Below are 21,659 nucleotides of genomic sequence, written 5' to 3'. Positions count from 1 at the left end.
ACGAACGCCGCACCGAACGCCCGCGACAGCACCTCGTCCCACTGGTCCGGCACCACACCCCGGACGTCGTACGCCTTCACCAGCTGCTTCAGGTCCCGCATCGGACTGGCCACTCCACACTGTTCGGTCGACACCTGCGCGGGCAGGGCTCCGGCTGCGGCGGTTGCCCTCCGACGCGAGAGGAGACGTGGTGGGCGGCCCGGCCGGGCGCGAGCGAACGGTTTGCTTCGCGACCCGCGGGTGTTCAGGATGAGCAGGAGACTACCCGTTCGCGGCCTCCACACCGAGTCCGTGGGCGGCCCGGAGGATGGAGCACGCACCGGCCCGGGGTAGCATGCGCATTCTCAGACGTCTTCTTCTGTGGGCCCTGCACCAGCACGTGCTCAGCCGTCCTGGCATCGTCGGACGCGCGGGCTCGCTGCCGTTCTCCCCCCGCTGCATTCCGAAAGGCTCAGACGTGACCGCCGCTGACCAGGAGAGCACCTTCGCCGACCTCGGCAAGGTGCTCGTAATCATCCCGACCTACAACGAGGCCGAGAACGTCGAGCGGATCACCTCCCGAGTCCGCGCCGCCGTCCCCGAGGTCCACGTCCTGGTCGCGGACGACAACAGCCCTGACGGCACCGGCGACATCGCCGACAAGCTCGCCGCCGAGGACGACCACATCAAGGTGATGCACCGCAAGGGCAAGGAGGGCCTCGGGGCCGCCTACCTCGCGGGCTTCCGCTGGGGCATCGACAACGGCTACGACGTCCTCGTCGAGATGGACGCCGACGGTTCGCACCAGCCGGAGGAGCTGCACCGCCTGCTCACCGCGCTGCGCAACTCCGACCTGGTGCTCGGCTCCCGCTGGGTGCCCGGCGGCAAGGTCGTCAACTGGCCGAAGTCCCGCCTGATGCTCTCGCGCGGCGGTTCGACCTACTCCCGCCTGATGCTCGGCGTGCCGATCAAGGACGTCACCGGCGGCTACCGCGCCTTCCGCAAGGAGACCCTGGAGGGTCTCGGCATGGACCAGGTCGCCTCGGCCGGGTACTGCTTCCAGGTCGACCTGGCCTGGCGCACCGTCAAGGCCGGCTACAAGGTCAGCGAGGTGCCGATCACCTTCGTCGAGCGCGAGCTCGGCGCCTCCAAGATGAGCCGCAACATCGTGGTCGAGGCGCTCTGGCGGGTCACCGCCTGGGGCATCGGCTCCCGGGTGCAGAAGCTCACCGGCAAGGGCAAGAAGTAGCAGCGGTGTCCGCCGGAGGCCCGTCCTGACAGTGCGTCGGGGCGGGCCTCCGGCATGTGTTCGATCACTCACCTGGGCGTGCCTACTCGGCGAAAGCCCCGGCTACCTCCCAAGCTGGCCGTACGGGGTCCGGAGACGACCCACCACGCCGACCAGGGAGCCGATGTGACGCCGGACCAGTCCGAATACCCGGAAGTGCCGGAGCCGGCCGGGGCGTCCGGACTCTCGGCCGAGCAGGGCCCGCCGCCGGCCGCGCTGACGGTCGAGGTCTTCACCGGCCCCGAGACCGCGTTCTTCGCCACCTCCAGCCTGATCATGGGCGAGCGGACCGCCATCCTGGTCGACGCGCAGCTCACCCGCGGCGCCGGACGCGAGCTGGCCGAGTGGGTGGCCGGCAAGGGCAGGCAGCTGCTGGCCGTGGTGATCACCCACCACCACCCCGACCACTACTTCGGCGCGGAGGAGGTGCTCCGGCTCTTCCCCCGGGCCCAGCTGCTGGCCGCACCGCCGGTGGTGGCGGGGATCGCCGCCACCGTCGCCGCCAAGGTGGCCCAGTGGAAGCCGGTCTACGGGGACGACATCCCCGACGCCCCGCTGCTGCCCGCCCCGCTGTTGCCCCAGCCGTTGATGATCGACCGTCAGCTGATCCGGGTGCTCGGCCTCGGCCAGGCCGACTGCGAGGGCTCCACCGTGGTGCACGTCCCGGGCATCCGCACGGTGGTCGCCGGGGACTTCGTCTACAACGGCACCCACGTCTGGACCGCCGACACCGACCCCGTCCAGCGCGAGGAGTGGCGGGCCAACCTGGCCAGGATCGCCGAGCTCGGCGCGGACCGGGTGATCGCCGGCCACCGGGCGCCCGGCGCGGACGACGACGCCTCCCGGGTGCTCGCCTTCACCAACGCCTACCTGCGGGACTTCGACGCCGCCTTCGCCGAGCACCGGGAGGACGCCGAGGCGCTGGCCGCGGCCGTCAACGAGCGCTACGGCGGGCTCACCCAGCCGGCCCTGCTGGAGCTCAGCGCGGCGGCCAACGTGGCGGCGTACGCGCAGGCGGTCGCGTCGGTGGTCGAGCAGGGCGGCCACGGGAGCGGTCACGAGAACGGTCACGAGAACGGGATCGTGGACGCGGAGATCGTCGAGGACCCCTGAGCGCGGGGCCGTTCACCGGGGCCGTTCAGCGGAGCCGTCCCAGCGAGCCGTCCCCCGGGCCGATACTGGCCGCATGACGGTCCGTCCGATGGTCCATGACGCGCTGGTGTTGGCAGGCGGCGCCGCCCGGCGGCTCGACGGTGCGGACAAGCCCGCCCTCCGGGTCGGCGGACGCACCCTGCTCGACCGGGTGCTGGCCGCCTGCCCCGACGCGGCGGCCACCGTGGTGGTCGGCCCCGAGCGGCCGACCGAGCGCGGCGGCCTCCGGTGGTGCCGCGAGAAGCCACCCGGCGGCGGGCCGGTGGCCGGGGTCGCGGCCGGGCTCGCGGAGGTCACCGCCGAGGTGGTGCTGCTGCTCGCGGCCGACCTGCCGTTCCTCGACCGGGCCGCAGTCGTCCGTCTGCTGGACGGCCTCTCCGGCCACGACGGCGCCCTGCTCGTCGACGCCGACGGCCGGGACCAGCCGCTCGCCGGGGCCTACCGGACGGCCGCGCTGCGCGCCCGCCTCGACGAGCTCGGCCCCCCTGCGGGGCTCCCGCTCCGCCGCCTGCTCGGACCGCTCCGGCTGCACCGCCTGCCCGATCCGGACGCCACCGCGCTGGACTGCGACACCTGGGACGACCTGGCCCGCGCCGAGCGGCGGCTGCGGACACCCGGGCCGGGCTGACGCCCCCTCACCGCGCGGCGGTCGGCCGGGTGAGCGAATCGACTCGCGGGGGTCACGGGGCGGAACCGGGACGGGCGGGTGGATCGGGCAGCATGGGGCCATGGAGCGCACGCTGGATGACTGGATCGCCGAAGCCGCCGCCGAGCTGGGCATCGACCTGGCGGTGGACACCGCGGGGCTGCTCGATCTCGCCCGGGTGGTGGCCCACGGCGTGGCCCGCCCGGCCGCCCCGCTGACCGCCTTCCTGGTCGGCTACGCCGCCGCCGCGCGGGGCGGCGGCCCCGGGGCCGTCGAGGAGGCCCGGGCCCGCACCGCCGCCCTCGCCGAGCGCTGGGCCGCGGAGCAGGAGCGGCAGCCGTGACCGCCGTCGCCCCCGAGGCAGCGGCGGGACGGCCCGCCGGACGGTTCGACCCGTCGGGGGACACCCCGGCGGCCGCCGGGGCGGAGGGTGACGTGGCGTCCGGTGGCGGTGTCGACGCAGGTGCGGGGGACGGTCGGTCGGAGGGTGGCGCGGTGCCCGGTGACGGTGCCCGCACCCGGGACGGCCGGCCGGGGGCCGCTCCGGCGGAGGACGTCTTCGACCTGCCGGACGGGGTGGCGGTCGGCGCCGCGGCCCCGCCCGCGACCCTGGACCACTGCGCCTGGCCCGAGGCCCGCGCCGCGGCCCGGGCGGCCGCCGACGGGCCCACCGCGGCCGAGCGGCTGCCGCTGCGATCGGCCCTCGGCCGCACCCTGGCCGAGCCGCTCGCGGCGCTCACCGACCTGCCCGCCTTCGACACCTCCGCGATGGACGGCTGGGCGGTGGCCGGCCCCGGCCCCTGGCGGCTGACGGGCCGTCTGCTGGCGGGCGGCACCTGCGCCCCGCTGGCCGACGGTGCGGCGGTCGAGATCGCCACCGGTGCCCAGCTCCCGCCCGGCGCCACCGGCGTCCTGCGGCGCGAGCACGGCCGGGCCGAGGGCGGCCAGCTGTACGGGCTCGGCCCGGTGACGCCGGGTCAGGACGTCCGGCCGCGCGGGCAGGAGTGCCGCCTCGGCGAAACGCTGCTGCCGGCCGGTACCGCGGTCAGCCCGGCGGTGCTCGGGCTGGCGGCGGCCGGCGGGTACGACGGACTGGCGGTGCACCGGCGCCCGACCGTCGAACTGCTGCTGCTCGGCGACGAACTGCTGGACGAGGGACTGCCCCGGCCCGGGATGGTCCGGGACGCGCTCGGGCCGCTGCTGCCGCCGTGGCTGGCCGCCGCGGGCGCCGAGCTGACCGGCTGCCGCCGCGTCGGGGACGACTTCGCACTGCTGCGGGACGCCGTCCGGCACTCGCCCGCCGACCTGGTCGTCACCACCGGCGGGACGGCGGCCGGGCCGGTGGACTTCCTGCACGGGGCGCTGGCCGCGGTCGGTGCCCACCTGATCGTCGACGGCGTGGCCGTCCGGCCCGGCCACCCCATGCTGCTGGCCGCCCTCCCCGGCGGCCGCCACCTGGTCGGCCTGCCCGGCAACCCGCTCGCGGCGGTGGCCGGGCTGCTCACCCTCGCCCTCCCGCTGCTGCACGCCCGCTCCGGGCGGCCCGCCGTCCCGTCCCGTCGCGAACCGCTCGCCGCGGCGCTGCCCGGGCACCCGTCGGACACCCGGCTGCTGCCGGTGGTGCGCACCGAGGCGGGCCTGCGGCCGCTGCCGTTCGACGGGCCCGCCATGCTCCGGGGGCTGGCGCTGGCCGACGCGCTGGCCGTCGTCCCCCCGGGCGGGCTCCACCCCGGCTCGTACGCGGAGACGCTGGCCGTGCCGGGCGGCTGAGGTCGTTCGACGAGTGGGTCGGCAGGGCAGTGGCCCAGGGGCGCGAGGCAAGGTGGTCACCCTGGGGGCGCGAGGAACTGCGCGGGTTCGGAAGGCGGACCGGCGTTGGATCGGGGCACGTCGGCCAGTTGCACGTGCTGCCGTTCCCCCGCGCGTAGTTCCCCGCGCCCCCGGCATGACCACCTGCGGTGTGCGCCCCCGAAGGTGGTCACCCTGGGGGCGCGAGGCTCTGCTGACCTGCGGCTCCGCCGCGCGGGCGCGGGTACGGAAGGCGGACCGGCGTGAGATCGGGGCACGTCGGCCAGTTGCACGTGCTGCCGTTCCCCCGCGCGCAGTTCCTCGCGCCCCCGGCATCACCACCTGCGGTGTGCGCCCCGGGCCGTTCAGCTGCGCGGGACGGCCTGCTGGATGGTGATGACGCGGTCGCCCGGCTTGAGGAGGGCGGCCTCGGGGTCGTTGTAGTTGAGCAGCTTGCGGCCGCGGACCACCGCGACCACCAGGTCGGCGCAGTCGCGCGGGCTGTGCCCGGCCTCCGCGGAGGTGACGGGGCGTTCGACCACGTCGAGGCCGGTGCCGTAGGTGAGGAGGTCCTCCATGACGGCGCCGGTGTTGGGGCTGAGCATCGACATGCCGAGCAGGCGCCCCGCCGAGCTGGAGCTGGGGACCACCACGTCGGCGCCGCTCTGCCGCAGCAGCGGGGCGTTCTCGTCCTCCCGGACGGCGGCGACCACGGTGGCGCGGCGGTTGAGCTGGCGGGCCGTCAGGGTGACCAGCACGGCGGTGTCGTCGCGCTGCGGGGCGACCACGACGCGGGCGGCGCGGGGGAGTTCGGCCCGCAGCAGGGTCTCCGAGCGGGTGGCGTCGCCGCGGACGGCGACGAGGCCGTCGAGGGCGGCCTGTTCGACCACCTTGGGCTGCGGGTCCACCACCACGATGGACTCCTTGGGGAAGCCCTGGCCGAGCAGCGCGGCGACCGCGTGGCGGCCCTTGGTGCCGTAGCCGATGACCACCACGTGGTCCCGGACGGTGTCCTTCCAGCGGCTGACCCGCCACTGCTGGCGGGTGCGTTCGGTGAGCACCTCCAGGGTGGTGCCGACCAGGATGATCAGGAAGACCACCCGGAGCGGGGTGATCACCAGGATGTTGGTCAGCCGGGCCCCGTCGCTGACGGGGGTGATGTCGCCGTAGCCGGTGGTGGAGAGGGTGACGGTGGCGTAGTAGGCGGCGTCCAGGAAGTCGACCGCGCCGTCGGAGTTGTCGTTGTAGCCGGCCCGGTCCAGCCAGACGATCAGCGTGGTGGAGACCAGCACCAGCAGGGCCAGCAGCAGCCGGGCGGAGACCTGCCGCAGCGGCGGCCGGGGCGGCCGGGACGGCAGGGTGATCCGGGCGCCGGGGTCGTCGGTGTCCTGGACCCGTCCGGCCCCGGCGCGGGAGCGGCGGAACCACGTGCTGTCGCCCGTGGGCTCGGGCTGCTGATTGGCAGTCATCACCCAAGGATGGCGGGCGGCCCGCCGCGGCGACGCCACCACCCCGGCGCGTCGCGTCCGCGGGGTGCGCCGCGGAGTACAGCCGGTGCGCCCCGACGGCACGGTGCGCGGGCGGGTGGGTATCGTCGCGGGCAGTGACGTCGCCCCCGGTGGGCGCGACGCGGAGTCCTCGGAGGTCCACCGTGCGGGAGCACACCGTCGTGATCGGCTACGGCACCAAGGGCCGCCACGCGGTCGCCGCGCTGCTCGGCCAGGGGGTGGGCGCGCACGAGATCGTGATCGTGGACCCGCAGCGCAAGGTGATCGACCAGGCGGGCCGCGACGGCCTGACCGGCGTGCACGGGGACGCCACCCGGACCGAGACCCTGGTCCGGGCGGGGGTGCCGACCGCGGCCCGGATCGTGGTCACCCCGGAGCGGGACGACACCGCGGTGCTGGTCACCCTGACCGTCCGTCAGCTGACCAAGGAGGCCACCGTGGTCGCCGCCGTCCGGGAGGACGAGAACGCCCCGCTGCTGCGCCAGAGCGGCGCCGACGCGGTGGTCACCAGCTCCAGCTCGGCCGGGCAGCTGCTCGGACTCTCGCTGCTCAGCCCGCACGCCGGCGCGGTGATGGAGGACCTGATCACCTACGGCACCGGCCTCGACCTGGTCGAACGGACCGTCACCAAGGCCGAGGCGGGCCGCAGTCCGCGGGAGTGCGGCGACCTGGTGGTGGCGGTGGTCCGGGGCCGGCGGGTGCTCAACTACACCGATCCGGAGGCGGCGGTGCTCCAGCTCACCGACCGCGTGATCACCATCCAGCCGGCCGCCCCCCACCCCTGACGCACCCCGCTCGGCAGGGCAGCGACCTCAGGGGCGCGAGGAACTGCGCGAGTACGGAAGGCGGCCCAGCGTGAGGTCGGGGCACGTCAGCCAGTTGCACGTGCTGCCGTTCCCCTGCGCGCAGTTCCTCGCGCCCCTGGTGTGACCACCTTCGGTGGCGTGGCGACGACCGGTCCTGGGCCGGAGGGCCCGTGCGCACTACGGTCGGTGGCATGCATGCGATGACGATCCCTCAGCCCGGCGGTCCCGACGCACTGGTGTGGGCGGAGGTGCCCGATCCGGTGCCCGGCGAAGGCGAGGTGCTGGTCGAGGTGGCGGCCACCGCCGTCAACCGGGCCGACCTGCTCCAGCGCCAGGGCTTCTACGACCCGCCGCCCGGCAGCTCCCCGTACCCGGGCCTGGAGTGCGCCGGGCGGATCGCCGCGCTCGGCCCCGGGGTCTCCGGCTGGTCGGTCGGCGAGGAGGTCTGCGCCCTGCTGGTCGGCGGCGGCTACGCCCAGCGGGTGGCGGTCCCGGTGGGCCAGCTGCTGCCCGTGCCCAAGGGGCTGACGGCGGCTCAGGCCGCCGCGCTGCCGGAGGTGGCCTGCACGGTCTGGTCGAACCTGTTCATGGTGGCGCACCTGCGCCCCGCCGAGACGGTGCTGCTGCACGGCGGCGCGAGCGGCATCGGCACCATGGCGATCCAGCTGGCCAAGGCGGTCGGCGCCCGGGTCCTGGTGACCGCCGGGAGCCCGGAGAAGCTGGCCCGCTGTGCCGAGCTGGGCGCGGACGTGCTGATCGACTACCGCGAGCAGGACTTCGTCGCCGAGGTCCGGGCCGCCACCGACGGTGCCGGGGCCGACGTGGTGCTCGACATCATGGGCGCCAAGTACCTCCAGCGGAACGTCGACGCCCTGGCCCGGAACGGACGGCTCGTCATCATCGGGCTCCAGGGCGGCGTCAAGGCCGAACTCGACCTCTCCGTCCTGCTCCGCAAGCGCGCGGCCGTCGCCGCCACCACCCTGCGCAGCCGCCCGCTGGCCGAGAAGGCCGCCATCGTGGCCGCCGTCCGCGAGCACGTCTGGCCGCTGGTCGAGGCGGGGGTGGTGAAGCCGGTCGTCGACCGCGAACTCCCGCTCACCGAGGCCGCCGAGGCCCACCGCGTCCTGGAGGCCGGCGAGCAGGTCGGCAAGGTGGTGCTGACCGCCTGACCGCCTGACGGGGGCCGACCGCCTGACGGGTCACCAGTCGCAGGGCGCCAGGTCCTCGGCGAGCCTCCCGGGGTTGCGCTGGTAGTAGCCGTGCCAGCCGGACCAGGCCGGGTGGGCACGGAGCAGCTGCTCGGTCTCCGTCAGGCCGTGCCGGTCGGGGCCGAGCAGCTCGCGGGTGATCACGACGGCGGCCGGGTAGTGGCCCAGCCGCCGCGCCAGCGCCTCCTGGAGCGCGTCGAAGCCGTCCCGGGCGAACGGCTCGCGGTACCGCTCGACCCAGGCGGCCAGCCACCGGCGGAGGTGGGCCCGGTCCTCCTCCGGGAGGTCGGGCAGCCCGGCGAAGGTGGGGGCCAGCGCGGTCAGCAGCCGCTGCCCGTGTTCGGCCTCGCGGTCGGCGAAGGCCGGGTACTCGGTGACGAAGTGCTTCCACTCCACGCCCGCGACGGCCCTGCGGAGCGCGGCGGCCCCCGGCGGGTGCAGGGCGTAGTACCCCTCGCCCTCGGCGAACACCTCCCGGAGCACCTCCGGCCGCAGCGGCCCGTGCTCGGCCAGCAGGACCGCGTCACGCAGGTCCTTGCCCTGCCCGTACCGGTCGGTGAGCAGCCACATCACCTTCCAGGCGAGCGAGAGCTCGGGGGCGGCCGCGTTGAGCACCGGTGACCGGCGCCGCTCCAGGCCGGGGACGGCCGTGGGCTCGGGCGGGACGGGGAGCGGCTCGTTGAAGACGAAGTCCAGCTGGACCACGCCGCCGGGCAGGCCCTCGGCGGTCCAGGGCAGCACCAGGCGGCGGCCGGGCACCCGCTCGTAGGTCCAGATGTCCTCGGCGACGGCCTCGCGGGCGTCGAAGCGGACGCCCCGGTCGTCCTGCTCGGCGGTGAGCTGCGCCGCCGCCGCGATGCCGTCGAGCATCGCGGCGGACCGCGGGTCCTCGATGCCCCGTCCGGCCGGCACCACGACGAAGTCCAGGTCGCCCGGCTCGCGGGCCTGCTCGCCGAACCAGGCGCGCAGCAGCACGCTGCCGCGCAGCACCAGGTCGTCCACCCAGGGGGAGTCGGCGATCGCGGCCAGCACCAGGTCCATCGCCCGGCGGCGGGCGCGCAGCCAGGCCTTGGCCAGCGCGGGGTCGCGGAAGGCCGGGTCGGCGGCCCGGTAGGCGTTGGGGTGCTGTTTGAGGGCGGGGTCGAAGACCGAGCGCTGGGGGGCCTCGGGTCCCGGGACCGGACGGAGCGTCAGGGGGATCCCGTACTCGGCCCGTTCGCGCTCGCTCGGCGGGTGGTGGGGCACCTCGGTGCTGGTCCAGTCGAAGGACTGCCAGCTGCCGGTCACCGCTGCTCCCCGGTGGTGAGCCAGCCGTGGTCCACGGCGAGGTTGTCGTCGTACACGACGAACTCCCTTTCGGAGGAGAGGATCTCGTACCCGGCCGCGGTCACGGCCCCGGTCAGCCGGGCCAGCCGGAGGCCGGCCTCGGGCAGGCCGACCCGGTGGCAGCGCTGGGTGACGAAGCGCTGCTGGCGGCCGTCCGACTCGGTGCGGCGGGCGTTCCAGGACAGGTGGGCGTGGTGACGGCCGGCCAGCTCGGCCAGGGCCCGGTGGTCCGGGCCGGGCGGGAGCAGGACCTTGAGGTGGTGCTCGAAGTAGGTGTCCGGCCCCAGCCGGACCGCCTCGGCGGCGGTGCCGGGGACGCCGGTGGCCCACGGGGAGGCCTCGATCTTGGTCCTGGTCACCGCGAAGCCGGCGGCCCGCAGCCGGGCGGCGGTGGCCACGGCGGCGGCGCGCTGCTCGGGGAAGGTGCCCCGGCCGGTCAGGGTGAGCATCGGCTGGTGCCGGGTGCGGCCCCGGGCCAGCACGATGTGGGTGACCTTGAGCCCGGCCCCGTCGGCCCAGCGCTCCAGCCGCGCGAGCCGGGCGGCGGGGATCGAGAGGGTCAGGTGCGTCTCGAACTCGCCGGTGAAGTGGTCGACCGGGCCCGAGGGGGCCAGCGGGTGCTCGACCGTGACGGCCCGGACGGTGGCTGCCGGTGCGGGGGTGGGCATGGGCGGAATCATCGCAAGCGCCACTGACGGCGGGCACCGTGTTTTCGGAGTGACCTCCGGTGGACTGCCCGTAATGCCTGGATTGTCCTGGTGTGTGAGGCTGGTGCGGAGCTGTTCCCGCCCGCCGGCCGCGTTCCACGCGGTCGGCCGTCGGAAGGACCTCCATCCGTGGCCGCACTTCCGTTCGCGTACTCAGCACTCCCCGTCCCGGCCGTGCTCCGGGCCGCCGTGGTGGCCGGGCTGGCCCTTCCGCTGGTCCTGGCCGGTGGCTCGGCGGCGGGGGAGCAGGGCGGGGCCCAGCCGGTGCTCCCGGTCGTCGGCGGCGTTCCGGGCGGGACGGCCGGGCCGAGCACTCCGGCCCTGCCCGCCCTGCCGCAGGTCGAGATACCCCCGCTCCCCGCACTGCCGACCGTGCAGCTTCCGATCACCGTGCCGGCCTCACCGGGCCGCTCCGTCCCGGCCAAGCCGGAGCCCCCGGAGCCGGCCGAACCCGCGCCCACGCCCGCGCCGACCCCGGCCACCCTCCCGACCCCCACGCCGCAGCCGACGCCCGCGCCGACCCCGGCGGCCGAGCCCACCCCGCAGCCGACGCCCACGCCCGCCGCGGAGCCGACCCCGGCCGCCGCGCAGACCACCCTGCCCACGGCCGCCCCGAGCGGCACCGCGGCGCCGACGCCCCGGCCCAGCGCGACCGCCCGTCCGAGCCGCACGCCGGTGCCGAGCGCGACCGCCCGCACCGAGCAGCAGGCCCCGGCCCCGGCGCCCGGTGCGGTGGCCGAGCGCCCCGCCTCCCCGGCCGCCCAGCGGCCCGCCCCGGTGAAGCGCGTCCCCCCGGCCGCCCCGGCCCCCGCCGCCCGGCCCGGTGCCGCGGCGGAGCAGGAGGACGAGGAGGCGGACGCGGCGGCGCAGACCCTGGACGTCCTGGCGGCGGAGGCGGCCGCGGCGGCCGCGGTGGTGCCGGGCCCGACCCCGGCGGCCGGCCAGCTGGCTGCCCCGCTGCGCTGGACCGACGCCTCCACGCTGCAGTTCCCGCTCGGCGCGGGCCTGGCGATGATCGGCTGCGGCCTCGGCCTGGTCGGCCTGCGCCTGCGCCGCCGCTGACCGGCCGTCAGCTCCGGTCGGCGGGATCGCCGCACCCGGGCGGCGGGTTGGCGGCATGATGGGCCGTCAGAGTCCGTCGCCCGGACGGCGTCCGGGCGCGCCGGGCGCTCCTCAGTTGACCCTCCCTGCGCACGAAGCATATGAAGGAACCATGACGAACCCGATGAACGAACGGTCGCAGTCGGAGGACGAGTCCCCGAAGGTGCTGATCGTCGGTCCGGACGGGCTGCCGGTCGGGGCGCCCCCCGGCACCGGCCCGGGGTTCGGCCGGATCGGGGACGGCGAGGCGGTGGAGCCGCGGGAGCTGCCGGTGACCGAGATGGTCGAGCAGCCCGCGAAGGTCATGCGGATCGGCTCGATGATCAAGCAGCTGCTGGAGGAGGTCCGGATGGCCCCCCTCGACGAGGCCAGCCGGGCGCGCCTGAAGGACATCCACGCCAGCTCGATCAAGGAGCTGGAGCTCGGCCTGGCACCGGAGCTGGTCGAGGAGCTGGAGCGGCTCTCGCTGCCGTTCACCGAGGACAGCATCCCGACCGAGGCCGAGCTGCGGATCGCCCAGGCCCAGCTGGTCGGCTGGCTGGAGGGCCTGTTCCACGGGATCCAGACCGCGCTGTTCGCGCAGCAGATGGCGGCCCGGGCACAGCTGGAGCAGATGCGCCGCGCGCTGCCGCCCGGCCTGCACGGCGCCGAGCCGGAGCCGGAGGAGCCGGAGCCCGGCCGTGGCATCCGCTCGGGCCCGTACCTGTAGACCCGCACCCGTGGCCGTACCCGCGGGCCCGTACCCGCGGGCCCGTACCCGCGGGCCGGCGCCCGCAGGACGCACGGACCCTCCGCGGGCGGAGTTTCACGGTCGGGACACACCTCGGACACAGCCGCGCCCCGGCGCCGGGAGGCGTCGGGGCCAGCCGATACCCTGGCCCCTGTTCGTCGGCCCGGTGGGCCGCCGGCCAGGGGCCGGGCAGTGCCGGGAGCGCCTCCGCACCGGAGGGGGAAGCAGGGGACATGAGCGAGGACGGCGCCGCCGCCGGCGGCCACGCACTGGCGGGCGGGCGGTACGTGCTGCGGCACCTGCTCGGCCAGGGTGGGATGGCCTCGGTCCACCTCGCCCACGACACCGTGCTGGACCGTCAGGTCGCGGTGAAGACCCTGCACACCGAGCTCGGCCGGGAGCAGGCCTTCCGCGAGCGCTTCCGCCGCGAGGCGCAGGCGGTGGCCCGGCTGCAGCACACCAACATCGTCTCGGTCTTCGACAGCGGCGAGGACGTCGGCCCGGACGGCGCCACCACGCCGTACATCGTCATGGAGTACGTCGAGGGCAAGTCGCTGCGGGACGTGCTGAACGAGGCGGTCGCCGCGCACGGCGCGATGCCGGCCGAGCAGGCGCTGAAGATCACCGGTGCGGTGCTCTCGGCGCTGGAGGCCTCGCACGACCAGGGCCTGGTGCACCGCGACATCAAGCCGGGCAACGTGATGGTGAGCACCAAGGGCACCGTCAAGGTGATGGACTTCGGCATCGCGCGGGCGCTGCAGTCCGGGGTCACCTCGATGACCCAGACCGGCATGGTGGTCGGCACCCCGCAGTACCTCTCGCCGGAGCAGGCGCTGGGCAAGAGCGTGGACGCCCGCTCGGACCTCTACTCGGTCGGCTGCATGCTCTACGAGCTGCTCACCGGCCAGCTGCCGTTCGACGGCGACTCGCCCTTCTCGATCGCCTACAAGCACGTCCAGGAGGAGCCGCCGGCCCCGTCCGGGACCAACCCGGCGGTCCGGCCCGGCGTGGACGCGCTGGTGGCCCGGGCGCTGCGCAAGGACCCGGGGCACCGCTTCCCGACCGCCGAGGCGATGCGGGCCGAGGTGGAGCGGCTGGCCGCGGGCGGCCAGGCCCAGGGGGCCCCGGCCGTCACCCCGCTGGTGATCGGCGAGGGCCCGCGCTCGGTCTCGGCCGGCGGGGGCGGGCCGGTGGCCTTCCCGCCGCTGATGGGCGAGCCGCGCAGCCCCGTCCCGCAGGTGCACCAGCCGTACGTGCCGACGCCGCCGCCCGCGTACGGGCCGCAGACCCCGCCGCCGGCCTTCCCGCCGGTCGCTCCGCAGTACCCGGGACCGCACACGCCGGGCCCGTCGGCCCCCGGCCCGCTCGCCGCGGGTCCGCACACCCCCGGCCCGCACACCCCCGGTCCCTTCCCGCAGCAGCAGGTGCCGCCGCAGTACCCGATGCCCCAGCACCAGCCGCTCCCGCCGCAGCCCTTCCCGCCGCAGGGGCCGCAGCCGTTCGCCCCGCAGTTCGCCCAGCCGAAGCCCAACGGGAACGGCTGCTCCACCGCGCTGGTGGTGGTGGGCGTGATCGTTGGCGTGATCGTGCTGGCCGCGGTGATCGTCGGGATCGTGGTGGCCAAGCAGGAGAAGCAGCGCCAGCAGGACCTGTACGGCGACACGGTCGGCTCCCGGCCGACCGTCGTGCGGTCCTCCGGGACGCCTGCGGTCTGACCGTCGCACCGGGTACGCCGCGCCACACCCGGGCCCTCGAAGCGGTAGCGTGCCAGGAACGCAACTGACAGGGCCCAGGCCCGGGGCGAGGAGTGATGGCGCAGACACAGCGGCCGGGCGACGGCGAGGACGACAACGGCCACGAGACGCCCCCGGTGCCTCCGTCCCCGGCCGGCGCCGAGACGGCCGAGACGGCCGTCCTGCCCGCCACGGCCGCCGGGCCCGCGACCCCGTCCCGGGGGATCGCCGCTCCGCTCGGCACCGTCGGCGACGGCCGCTACCGGCTGACCTCCCGGCTCGGCCGGGGCGGCATGGCCGAGGTGTTCGCCGCCCAGGACGTCCGGCTGGCCCGCACGGTGGCGGTCAAGCTGCTCCGGCCCGAACTGGCCCAGGACGAGGTGGCCCGGCTCCGGTTCACCCGCGAGGCGCACTCGGTCGCCTCGCTCAACCATCACTCGATCGTCGCGGTCTACGACACCGGCGAGCAGGTCGAGCACGGCGAGTCCACGCCGTTCATCGTGATGGAGCTGGTCGAGGGCCGGACCGTCCGCGAGCTGCTGGTGGACGAGGAGGCGCCGCCGGTCGACCAGGCGCTGATCATCATCGCCGGGGTGCTGGAGGCGCTCGCCTACAGCCACCGGCACGGCATCGTGCACCGCGACATCAAGCCCGCCAACGTGATCATCACGACCGGCGGCGCGGTCAAGGTGATGGACTTCGGCATCGCCCGGGCGCTCACCGGCGAGGCCTCCACCATGACCCAGACCGGCATGGTGATGGGCACCCCGCAGTACCTCTCGCCGGAGCAGGCGCTGGGCAAGGCGGTGGACCACCGTTCCGACCTGTACGCGGCCGGCTGCATGCTCTACGAACTGCTGGCGCTGCGCCCGCCGTTCACCGGGGACACCCCGCTCTCGGTGGTCTACCAGCACGTCCAGGACGCGCCGGTGCCGCCCTCCGAGGCCAACCACCGGGTGCCGCCGGAGCTGGACGGCCTGGTGCTGCGCGCGTTGGCGAAGAACCCCGACGAGCGGTACCAGAGCGCCGACGAGTTCCGCGCCCACCTGCAGCACGCGCTGCGCGAGATGCACGGCGCCGCCGGGGCGGGGTACGCGGAGGGGGCGGCCGCCGCCGCTGCCGCCGCCGCGGGCCTGGCCGCCGCCGGTTCGGGCAACACCGGCCACTACCCGGGCTTCCAGGACACCCCGAACGGCTCCACCGCGCTGACCGAGCCGCTCGGGTCGGTCGGCGGCAGCGAGCGGACGGCGGTCATGCCGTTCCCGACCGGCTCGCCGTACCGGACGCCGTCCGAGGCGTACCCCGCCGTGGGCGGGGGAGGTGACGACGGGTCGGGTGACGGGTCGTCGGGCGGCGGGCGCCGTCGCGGGCCCTGGCCCTGGGTGGCCGGGGTGCTGCTGGTGCTGGCCGCGGCCGGGACCGGCATCGGCCTGGCGCTCAGCGGCAACAACGACAAGGGCGGGCCGACCACCCCGGTGACCGTCAACTCCCCGGCGGCCACGGCGGAGGAGACCCCCTCGCAGCAGCCCTCGACCCCGGCGACCAAGTCGACGACCAAGGGCGGCACCACCGCCCCGACGCAGCCGAACACGCACGGCACCTCCCCGACGACGCCCTCGCCGAGCACGTCCCCGTCGGCCAGCGGGAGCAAGTCGCCCTCGGCCAGCGCGAGTTCGTCGGCCAGCGCGAGCGCCAGCGGCTCGGCGAGCTCGAAGCCGAGCGGCTCGGCCTCGGCCACCAGCTCCTCCAACCCGCCGCCCTCGGCCACCGCGACCTCCGGTGGCGGTGGCGGTGCCTCGCCCGGCGCCAGCGGGGCCGCGGGCAGCGGCGGCTGACCCCGGGGCCGGCTGGCCCCGGGTCAGCCGGCCCGCCGCCGGACGTCCGTTGCTCACGGCGTCCGTTGGTCAGGGCGTCAGTTGGTCAGGGCGTCCAGGACCTGTTCGTACTCCTGGCACCACCAGGTGAGCTGGCCCGCCGAGCCCGGGTAGAGGTGGTCGGCGCGGTGGTCGCCGCGCTGGTAGTGCCACTGGAGCATCCAGAGGTCGTTGAGCCGCTCCCACCAGACCCGGTGGGCGGCGGCGGCCAGTTCGGCGGAGGTGGCCGCGCCGGTGGCGCGGTAGGCCCGGGACCACTGGCGGACCCGGCAGAGGTCGAGCACCCCGGTGCGCCGGTCGTCGAAGAGCAGGGTGGCGGCCCGGACGGTCTCCTCGGCGGTGGGCCGGGTGCCGAGCTTGTCCCAGTCGAGCACGGCGGCCACCCGGCCGCCGCGGTGCAGCACGTTGAGGCCGTGGAAGTCGCCGTGGGTCCAGCCGGTGGGCGGGGCGGCGGTGGGAGCGGGGCGGCGGTGGCCGTGGGCGTCCAGCAGGTCCAGACGCTCCGTCAGCCGCCGTTCGGCCAGGGAGTCGAAGGGCAGTCGGGGCCGGGCCGAGCGCGCGCGTCCGCGCAGCTCGCGGACCAGCCGCTCGGTCTCCGCCGGGTCGGCCGAGAGCGTGCCGACGGGCTGGAGCACCGGTGGGCAGACCTCGGCCAGGGTGCCGTGCAGCTGCCCGAGCAGGGTGCCGAGCTCGGCGCAGCGGGCCGGGCCGAGCTCGGTCCCGTGCAGGTGGACGCCGTCGACCCAGGGGTAGAGGGCGAAGAGCCGGCCGCCGTGGGCGACCACGGTGCGGCCGCCGATCGCCGGCAGCGGGGGCGCGACGGGCAGTCCGCGCGCCGCCAGCGCGGTGGAGGCGCGGTGCTGCGCCGCGACCGCCGGGCGGGTGGAGGTGGCCGAGTCCACGTAGCACTTGAGGAAGTGCGGACCGGTCTCGCTCTCCACCCGGTAGCCGCGGTTGAGCAGTCCTTCGGCCACCGGGGTGACCGCCAGGGGCCGGATCCGGAAGCGGCGCAGCACCCCGGTCAGGACCTGGTCCGGGACCGGGGGGCTGAGCGTGCCGACGGGGGGAGCGGCCGCGTCCGGGCGGGCCGGTGCGTCCGCGAAGCGGAGGGTGTGGTTCACGTCCCCTGAGCGTAGTGGTGACGCTGGGTGGTGCTTGACATACGGTCGGTGATGTGCTTCTGAAGCTCCGGTGAACCACGCCTCAGTGGTGGTGGTCGGCCTGGTGCCGGGCCACGTAGGCGGCGGCCTGGGTGCGGCGCTCCATGCCCATCTTGGCCAGCAGGCTGGAGACGTAGTTCTTGACGGTCTTCTCGGCCAGGTGCAGCTCGTTGCCGATCTGGCGGTTGGTCATCCCCTCGCCGATCAGATCGAGGATCCGCCGCTCCTGCTTGGTCAGCTGGGCCAGCCGTTCGTCCTCCTTCTCCCCGCCGTCCCGCAGCCGCTCCAGCACCCGGCTGGTGGCGACCGGGTCGAGCAGCGACTTGCCGGCCGCCACGTCGCGCACCGCGGAGAGCAGGTCGGTGCCGCGGATCGCCTTCAGCACGTACCCGGAGGCCCCCGCCATGATGGCGTCGAACAGCGCCTCGTCGTCCGAGAAGGAGGTCAGCATCAGGCACTTGATCTCCGGCCGCTGGGAGCGCACCTCGCGGCAGACCTCGACCCCGTTCCCGTCCGGGAGGCGGACGTCGAGCACCGCCACGTCGGGGTTGACGGCCGGGATGCGGGTCAGCGCCTCGGCGGCGGTGCCGGCCTCGCCGACGACCTCGATGTCGTCCTCCATGGACAGCAGGTCGTGTACGCCCCGGCGGACGACCTCGTGATCATCGAGAAGGAATACCCTGATATGTCCGTTTCCACTCACGAGCAAATGCTCCCATAAGCGGGTACAGAAGACCTATCCCCCCGGCCGGAAATTGATGCCGATTACCCCCTTACGCGGAGACCGGCGCCCGGATAGCGTGCGCAGGTGTCCTGACGGCACCACGGATGAGAGCCGCGCCACACCCGCGGCTGTTCTGACAGGGAACAAGTAGGACGTCCTAGCGCAGACGCGCCAAGGGGCTGCGCTGGGTAACGTTCTCGTGAGGGAAGCCGTCGGAGAAGGAACACCACCTGCCGAGCAGAGTCGGTGCGCACACCCACGCGCTCTCCACTGCGAGGCGGTGACCGGACCGGTCACCGGCGACCCCGGGCGGCCGGACAGACCGAGGAGTGAACGTGACCGTCAAGAGCACGACGAGGGCGCGCAAGAAGCCCGCCCCCGCCGTCACTGACAGCCGGCGTACGGACGCGCCGGAGCTCGTACAGCTGCTCACGCCGGAAGGCACCCGGGTCGAGCACCCGGACTTCCCGCTGACCACGACGCCGGAGGAGCTGCGCTCGCTCTACCGCGACCTGGTGCTGGTGCGGCGCTTCGACGCCGAGGCCACCTCGCTCCAGCGTCAGGGCGAACTGGGCCTGTGGGCCTCGCTGCTGGGCCAGGAGGCGGCCCAGGTCGGCTCGGGCCGCGCGATGCGCACCGGCGACTACGCCTTCCCGACCTACCGCGAGCACGGCGTGGCCTGGTGCCGCGACGTCGACCCGCTGAACCTGCTCGGCATGTTCCGCGGCGTCAACCACGGCGGCTGGGACCCGAACGAGAAGAACTTCCACCTCTACACCATCGTGATCGGCGCGCAGACCCTGCACGCCACCGGCTACGCGATGGGCATCACCAAGGACGGCGCCGACGACGCGGTGATCGCGTACTTCGGTGACGGCGCCTCCAGCCAGGGCGACGTCAACGAGGCCTTCACCTTCGCCTCGGTCTACAACGCGCCGGTGGTGTTCTTCTGCCAGAACAACCAGTGGGCGATCTCCGAGCCGACCACCACCCAGACCCGCATCCCGCTCTACCGCCGCGCCTCCGGCTTCGGCTTCCCGGGTGTCCGGGTGGACGGCAACGACGTGCTCGCCTGCCTCGCGGTGACCCGCTGGGCGCTGGACCACGCCCGCAGCGGCCAGGGCCCGGTGCTGGTCGAGGCCTTCACCTACCGGATGGGTGCCCACACCACCTCGGACGACCCGACCCGCTACCGCGCGACAGAGGAGACCGAGGCCTGGAAGGCCAAGGACCCGATCGCCCGCCTGAAGGCGCACCTGGAGGCGGAGGGCATCGCCGACGAGGCGTTCTTCGCCGAGGTCGAGGCCGAGAGCGAGACGCTGGGCCTGCGGGTCCGCGAGGGCGTCCGGACCATGCCGGACCCGGACCCGACGCTGATCTTCGACCACGTCTACACCGAGCCGCACGTGCTGGTGGACGAGGAGCGGGCCGAGTACGAGGCGTACGCCGCCTCCTTCGAGGGCGGGGAGAACCACTGATGGGCACGCAGCTCAGCATCGCGAAGGCGCTCAACGAGGCGCTCCGCAAGTCGCTGGAGAGCGACCCGAAGACCCTGCTCATGGGCGAGGACATCGGCAAGCTCGGCGGTGTCTTCCGGATCACCGACGGCCTGCAGAAGGACTTCGGCGAGGACCGGGTGATGGACAGCCCGCTGGCCGAGTCCGGCATCATGGGCACCGCGATCGGCCTGGCCCTGCGCGGCTACCGCCCGGTGGTGGAGATCCAGTTCGACGGCTTCGTCTACCCGGCCTTCGACCAGATCGTCTCCCAGCTGGCCAAGATGCACGCCCGTGCGCTCGGCCACGTGAAGATGCCGGTCACCGTCCGGATCCCGTATGGCGGCGGCATCGGCGCGGTGGAGCACCACAGCGAGTCGCACGAGGCGTACTTCATCCACACCGCCGGTCTGCGGGTGGTCAGCCCGTCCAACGCGCACGACGCGCACTGGATGCTCCGTCAGGCGATCGCCTCGGACGACCCGGTGATCTTCCTGGAGCCCAAGCGGCGCTACTGGGACAAGGGCGAGGTGGGCGACGAGGCCGGCATCGGCCTGCACACCGCCAAGGTGGTCCGCGAGGGCGCCGACGCCACCCTGATCGCGTACGGCCCGATGGTGAAGGTCTGTCAGGAGGCCGCCGCGGCCGCCGAGGAGGACGGCCGCCGCCTGGAGGTCGTCGACCTGCGCTCGCTCTCGCCGGTGGACTTCGCCACCGTCGAGGAGTCGGTGAAGCGCACCGGCCGCGCCGTGGTGGTGCACGAGGCGCCGGTCTTCCTGGGCCTGGGCGCCGAGCTGGCCGCCCGGATCACCGAGAAGTGCTTCTACCACCTGGAGGCCCCCGTCCTCCGGGTCGGCGGCTACCACGCCCCCTACCCGCCGTCGCGGGTGGAGGAGACCTTCCTGCCCGACCTGGACCGCGTGCTCGACGCCGTCGACCGCGCGCTGGCCTACTGAGAACGGAGCGATGATGACCACCGAAGTGCGCTCGCTCCGCGAGTTCAAGATGCCGGACGTCGGCGAGGGCCTCACCGAGGCCGAGATCCTGACCTGGTACGTCAAGCCCGGTGACGTGGTGACGGACGGTCAGGTGGTCTGCGAGGTGGAGACCGCCAAGGCGGCGGTCGAGCTGCCGATCCCCTTCAACGGGGTCGTCGACCAGCTGTTCTTCCCCGCCGGGAGCACGGTGGACGTCGGCACGGCGATCATCTCGGTCGCGGTCGGCGAGGGTGCGGCCGAGCCCGCTCCCGTCGCCGCCCCGGCCGCCGAGGCGGCTCCGGCCGCCGCCGCTGCTGCCGCCGAGCCGGAGCGCCGGGAGGTGCTGGTCGGCTACGGCCCGCGCACCGGCACCGTGCAGCGCCGGGCCCGCAAGACCTCGACGGCCCCGGTCGCCGCCGCTCCGGTCGCGGCCCCCGTCCCGGTCGCGGCCCCCGCCCCGGTCGTCGCGGCCCCGCCCGTGGTGGTGCCCGCGCAGGCCGAACCGGCCGGTGGCGAACGGCCGTTGGCGAAGCCGCCGGTCCGCAAGCTGGCCAAGGACCTGGGCATCGACCTGCGGACCGTCACCCCGACCGGCAAGGACGGCGTGATCACCCGCGAGGACGTGCACGCCGCCGCCGCTCCGGCCCCGGTCGCCGCCGCCCCGGCTCCGGCCGTGGTGGAGACCGAGGCGGTCGAGACCGTCGCCGCCGCGGTCGCGTACGGCACGGACGTCCGGGTGCCGGTCAAGGGCGTCCGGAAGGCCACCGCCCAGGCGATGGTGGCCTCGGCGTTCACCGCCCCGCACGTCACCGAGTTCGTCCAGGTCGACGTGACCCGGACGATGAAGCTGGTGCGCGAGCTCAAGGAGAGCGGCGAGCTGGGCGCCGGCGTGCGGGTCAGCCCGCTGCTGCTGGTGGCCCGGGCGCTGCTCACCGCCGTCCGCCGCCACCCGGAGATCAACGCGGCCTGGGACGAGGCCAACCAGGAGATCGTGCTCAAGGGGCAGGTCAACCTCGGCATCGCCGCGGCCACCCCGCGCGGTCTGCTGGTGCCCAACATCAAGGACGCCGGGTCCAAGACGCTGCCGCAACTGGCGGTATCGCTAGGTGAGTTGACGGACGTCGCCCGGCAGGGCAAGACCTCGCCGGCCGACCTCTCCGGCGGCACCATCACCATCACCAACGTCGGCGTCTTCGGTGTCGACACCGGCACGCCGATCCTCAACCCGGGCGAGGCCGCCATCCTCGCCTTCGGCGCCGTCCGCGAACTGCCCTGGGTGCACAAGGGCAAGGTCGTCCCGCGCCTGGTCACCACCCTGGCGCTCTCCTTCGACCACCGCCTGGTGGACGGGGAGCTGGGCTCCAAGGTGCTCGCGGACACCGCGGCCATCCTGGAGCGCCCGAAGCGCCTGATCACCTGGAGCTGACGCTCCGTCGGACCAGCCCGAACGGGCCCT

Annotated in this window: 16 protein-coding genes and 3 pseudogenes; 14 read left to right on the top strand and 5 right to left on the bottom strand. The window is 74.9% G+C overall.

Annotated features, from left to right (window positions below; genetic code table 11):
- The first annotated feature begins 457 nt into the window (after positions 1–457).
- The 5 genes and pseudogenes from ACWCYY_RS33685 to ACWCYY_RS33665 all read left to right on the top strand — a co-directional run bounded on the left by ACWCYY_RS33685 (position 458) and on the right by ACWCYY_RS33665 (position 4,835).
- Positions 458–1,228 (top strand): polyprenol monophosphomannose synthase, encoded by a 771-nt coding sequence (locus ACWCYY_RS33685; protein WP_345290495.1) that lies wholly within the window; start codon positions 458–460, stop codon positions 1,226–1,228.
- A 165-nt stretch (positions 1,229–1,393) separates the two neighbouring features.
- Positions 1,394–2,380 (top strand): MBL fold metallo-hydrolase, encoded by a 987-nt coding sequence (locus ACWCYY_RS33680; RefSeq protein WP_380149120.1) that lies wholly within the window; start codon positions 1,394–1,396, stop codon positions 2,378–2,380.
- Positions 2,381–2,468: 88 nt separating this feature from the next.
- A pseudogene (gene mobA, locus ACWCYY_RS33675) lies at positions 2,469–3,033 on the top strand (molybdenum cofactor guanylyltransferase); the annotation flags it as partial.
- Between the two features lie 117 nt (positions 3,034–3,150).
- Positions 3,151–3,408: pseudogene (locus ACWCYY_RS33670) on the top strand (DUF6457 domain-containing protein); the annotation flags it as partial.
- Positions 3,409–3,641: 233 nt separating this feature from the next.
- Positions 3,642–4,835, top strand: a complete 1,194-nt coding sequence (locus ACWCYY_RS33665; RefSeq protein ID WP_449798176.1) for a molybdopterin molybdotransferase MoeA — start codon at positions 3,642–3,644, stop codon at positions 4,833–4,835.
- 383 nt (positions 4,836–5,218) lie between these two features.
- Here the strand turns inward: ACWCYY_RS33665 and ACWCYY_RS33660 are convergent, their stop codons facing one another.
- A complete protein-coding gene (locus ACWCYY_RS33660; RefSeq protein ID WP_449798175.1) occupies positions 5,219–6,322 on the bottom strand; it encodes a potassium channel family protein in 1,104 nt (367 codons plus the stop codon).
- Positions 6,323–6,495: 173 nt separating this feature from the next.
- Between ACWCYY_RS33660 and ACWCYY_RS33655 the strand changes: the two are divergent.
- Both ACWCYY_RS33655 and ACWCYY_RS33650 read left to right on the top strand, forming a co-directional pair.
- Positions 6,496–7,146, top strand: a pseudogene (locus ACWCYY_RS33655) (NAD(P)-binding protein); the annotation flags it as partial.
- Between the two features lie 212 nt (positions 7,147–7,358).
- On the top strand, positions 7,359–8,336 hold the full coding sequence (locus ACWCYY_RS33650) for an NAD(P)H-quinone oxidoreductase (RefSeq protein WP_449798174.1): 978 nt from the start codon (positions 7,359–7,361) through the stop codon (positions 8,334–8,336).
- A gap of 30 nt (positions 8,337–8,366) precedes the next feature.
- On the opposite strand, the gene ACWCYY_RS33645 is transcribed toward ACWCYY_RS33650, so the two are convergent.
- Positions 8,367–9,662, bottom strand: a complete 1,296-nt coding sequence (locus ACWCYY_RS33645) for a nucleotidyl transferase AbiEii/AbiGii toxin family protein (protein ID WP_449798173.1) — start codon at positions 9,660–9,662, stop codon at positions 8,367–8,369.
- Positions 9,659–10,369, bottom strand: coding sequence for a hypothetical protein (locus tag ACWCYY_RS33640; RefSeq protein ID WP_449798172.1), 711 nt, complete (start codon positions 10,367–10,369; stop codon positions 9,659–9,661). The genes ACWCYY_RS33645 and ACWCYY_RS33640 overlap by 4 nt, the downstream gene beginning before the upstream one ends.
- 168 nt (positions 10,370–10,537) lie before the next feature.
- On the opposite strand from ACWCYY_RS33640, the gene ACWCYY_RS33635 reads away from it, so the two are divergent.
- The 4 genes from ACWCYY_RS33635 (at position 10,538) to ACWCYY_RS33620 (ending at position 15,807) form a co-directional block, all read left to right on the top strand.
- Positions 10,538–11,470 (top strand): hypothetical protein, encoded by a 933-nt coding sequence (locus ACWCYY_RS33635; RefSeq protein ID WP_449798171.1) that lies wholly within the window; start codon positions 10,538–10,540, stop codon positions 11,468–11,470.
- A 151-nt stretch (positions 11,471–11,621) separates the two neighbouring features.
- Positions 11,622–12,218, top strand: a complete 597-nt coding sequence (locus ACWCYY_RS33630; RefSeq protein ID WP_345290487.1) for a bacterial proteasome activator family protein — start codon at positions 11,622–11,624, stop codon at positions 12,216–12,218.
- Positions 12,219–12,472: 254 nt separating this feature from the next.
- Positions 12,473–13,954, top strand: coding sequence for a protein kinase domain-containing protein (locus ACWCYY_RS33625; protein WP_345290486.1), 1,482 nt, complete (start codon positions 12,473–12,475; stop codon positions 13,952–13,954).
- Positions 13,955–14,049: 95 nt separating this feature from the next.
- Positions 14,050–15,807 (top strand): protein kinase domain-containing protein, encoded by a 1,758-nt coding sequence (locus tag ACWCYY_RS33620; protein ID WP_449798170.1) that lies wholly within the window; start codon positions 14,050–14,052, stop codon positions 15,805–15,807.
- Positions 15,808–15,884: 77 nt separating this feature from the next.
- Here the strand turns inward: ACWCYY_RS33620 and ACWCYY_RS33615 are convergent, their stop codons facing one another.
- Both ACWCYY_RS33615 and ACWCYY_RS33610 read right to left on the bottom strand, forming a co-directional pair.
- Positions 15,885–16,967 (bottom strand): phosphotransferase enzyme family protein, encoded by a 1,083-nt coding sequence (locus ACWCYY_RS33615; RefSeq protein ID WP_449798169.1) that lies wholly within the window; start codon positions 16,965–16,967, stop codon positions 15,885–15,887.
- 82 nt (positions 16,968–17,049) lie between these two features.
- A complete protein-coding gene (locus ACWCYY_RS33610; RefSeq protein WP_345290484.1) occupies positions 17,050–17,709 on the bottom strand; it encodes a response regulator transcription factor in 660 nt (219 codons plus the stop codon).
- A 356-nt stretch (positions 17,710–18,065) separates the two neighbouring features.
- Between ACWCYY_RS33610 and pdhA the strand changes: the two genes are divergently transcribed.
- From pdhA to ACWCYY_RS33595, 3 genes are read left to right on the top strand one after another with little or no spacing between them, the layout of a single operon-like run.
- Positions 18,066–19,208 carry a pyruvate dehydrogenase (acetyl-transferring) E1 component subunit alpha gene (gene pdhA, locus ACWCYY_RS33605; RefSeq protein WP_345290483.1) on the top strand — a complete coding sequence of 381 codons (1,143 nt, stop codon included), beginning with the start codon at positions 18,066–18,068 and terminating at the stop codon, positions 19,206–19,208.
- Positions 19,208–20,182, top strand: a complete 975-nt coding sequence (locus ACWCYY_RS33600) for an alpha-ketoacid dehydrogenase subunit beta (RefSeq protein WP_345290482.1) — start codon at positions 19,208–19,210, stop codon at positions 20,180–20,182. The genes pdhA and ACWCYY_RS33600 overlap by 1 nt, the downstream gene beginning before the upstream one ends.
- Positions 20,183–20,195: 13 nt before the next feature.
- A complete protein-coding gene (locus ACWCYY_RS33595) occupies positions 20,196–21,629 on the top strand; it encodes a dihydrolipoamide acetyltransferase family protein (RefSeq protein WP_345290481.1) in 1,434 nt (477 codons plus the stop codon).
- Positions 21,630–21,659 lie beyond the last annotated feature (30 nt).

The sequence above is a fragment of the Kitasatospora sp. NPDC001664 genome (genome assembly GCF_053596675.1).
The sequence above is the reverse complement of the archived record's forward strand: the minus strand, read 5'-3'. Positions and strand labels throughout refer to the sequence as shown.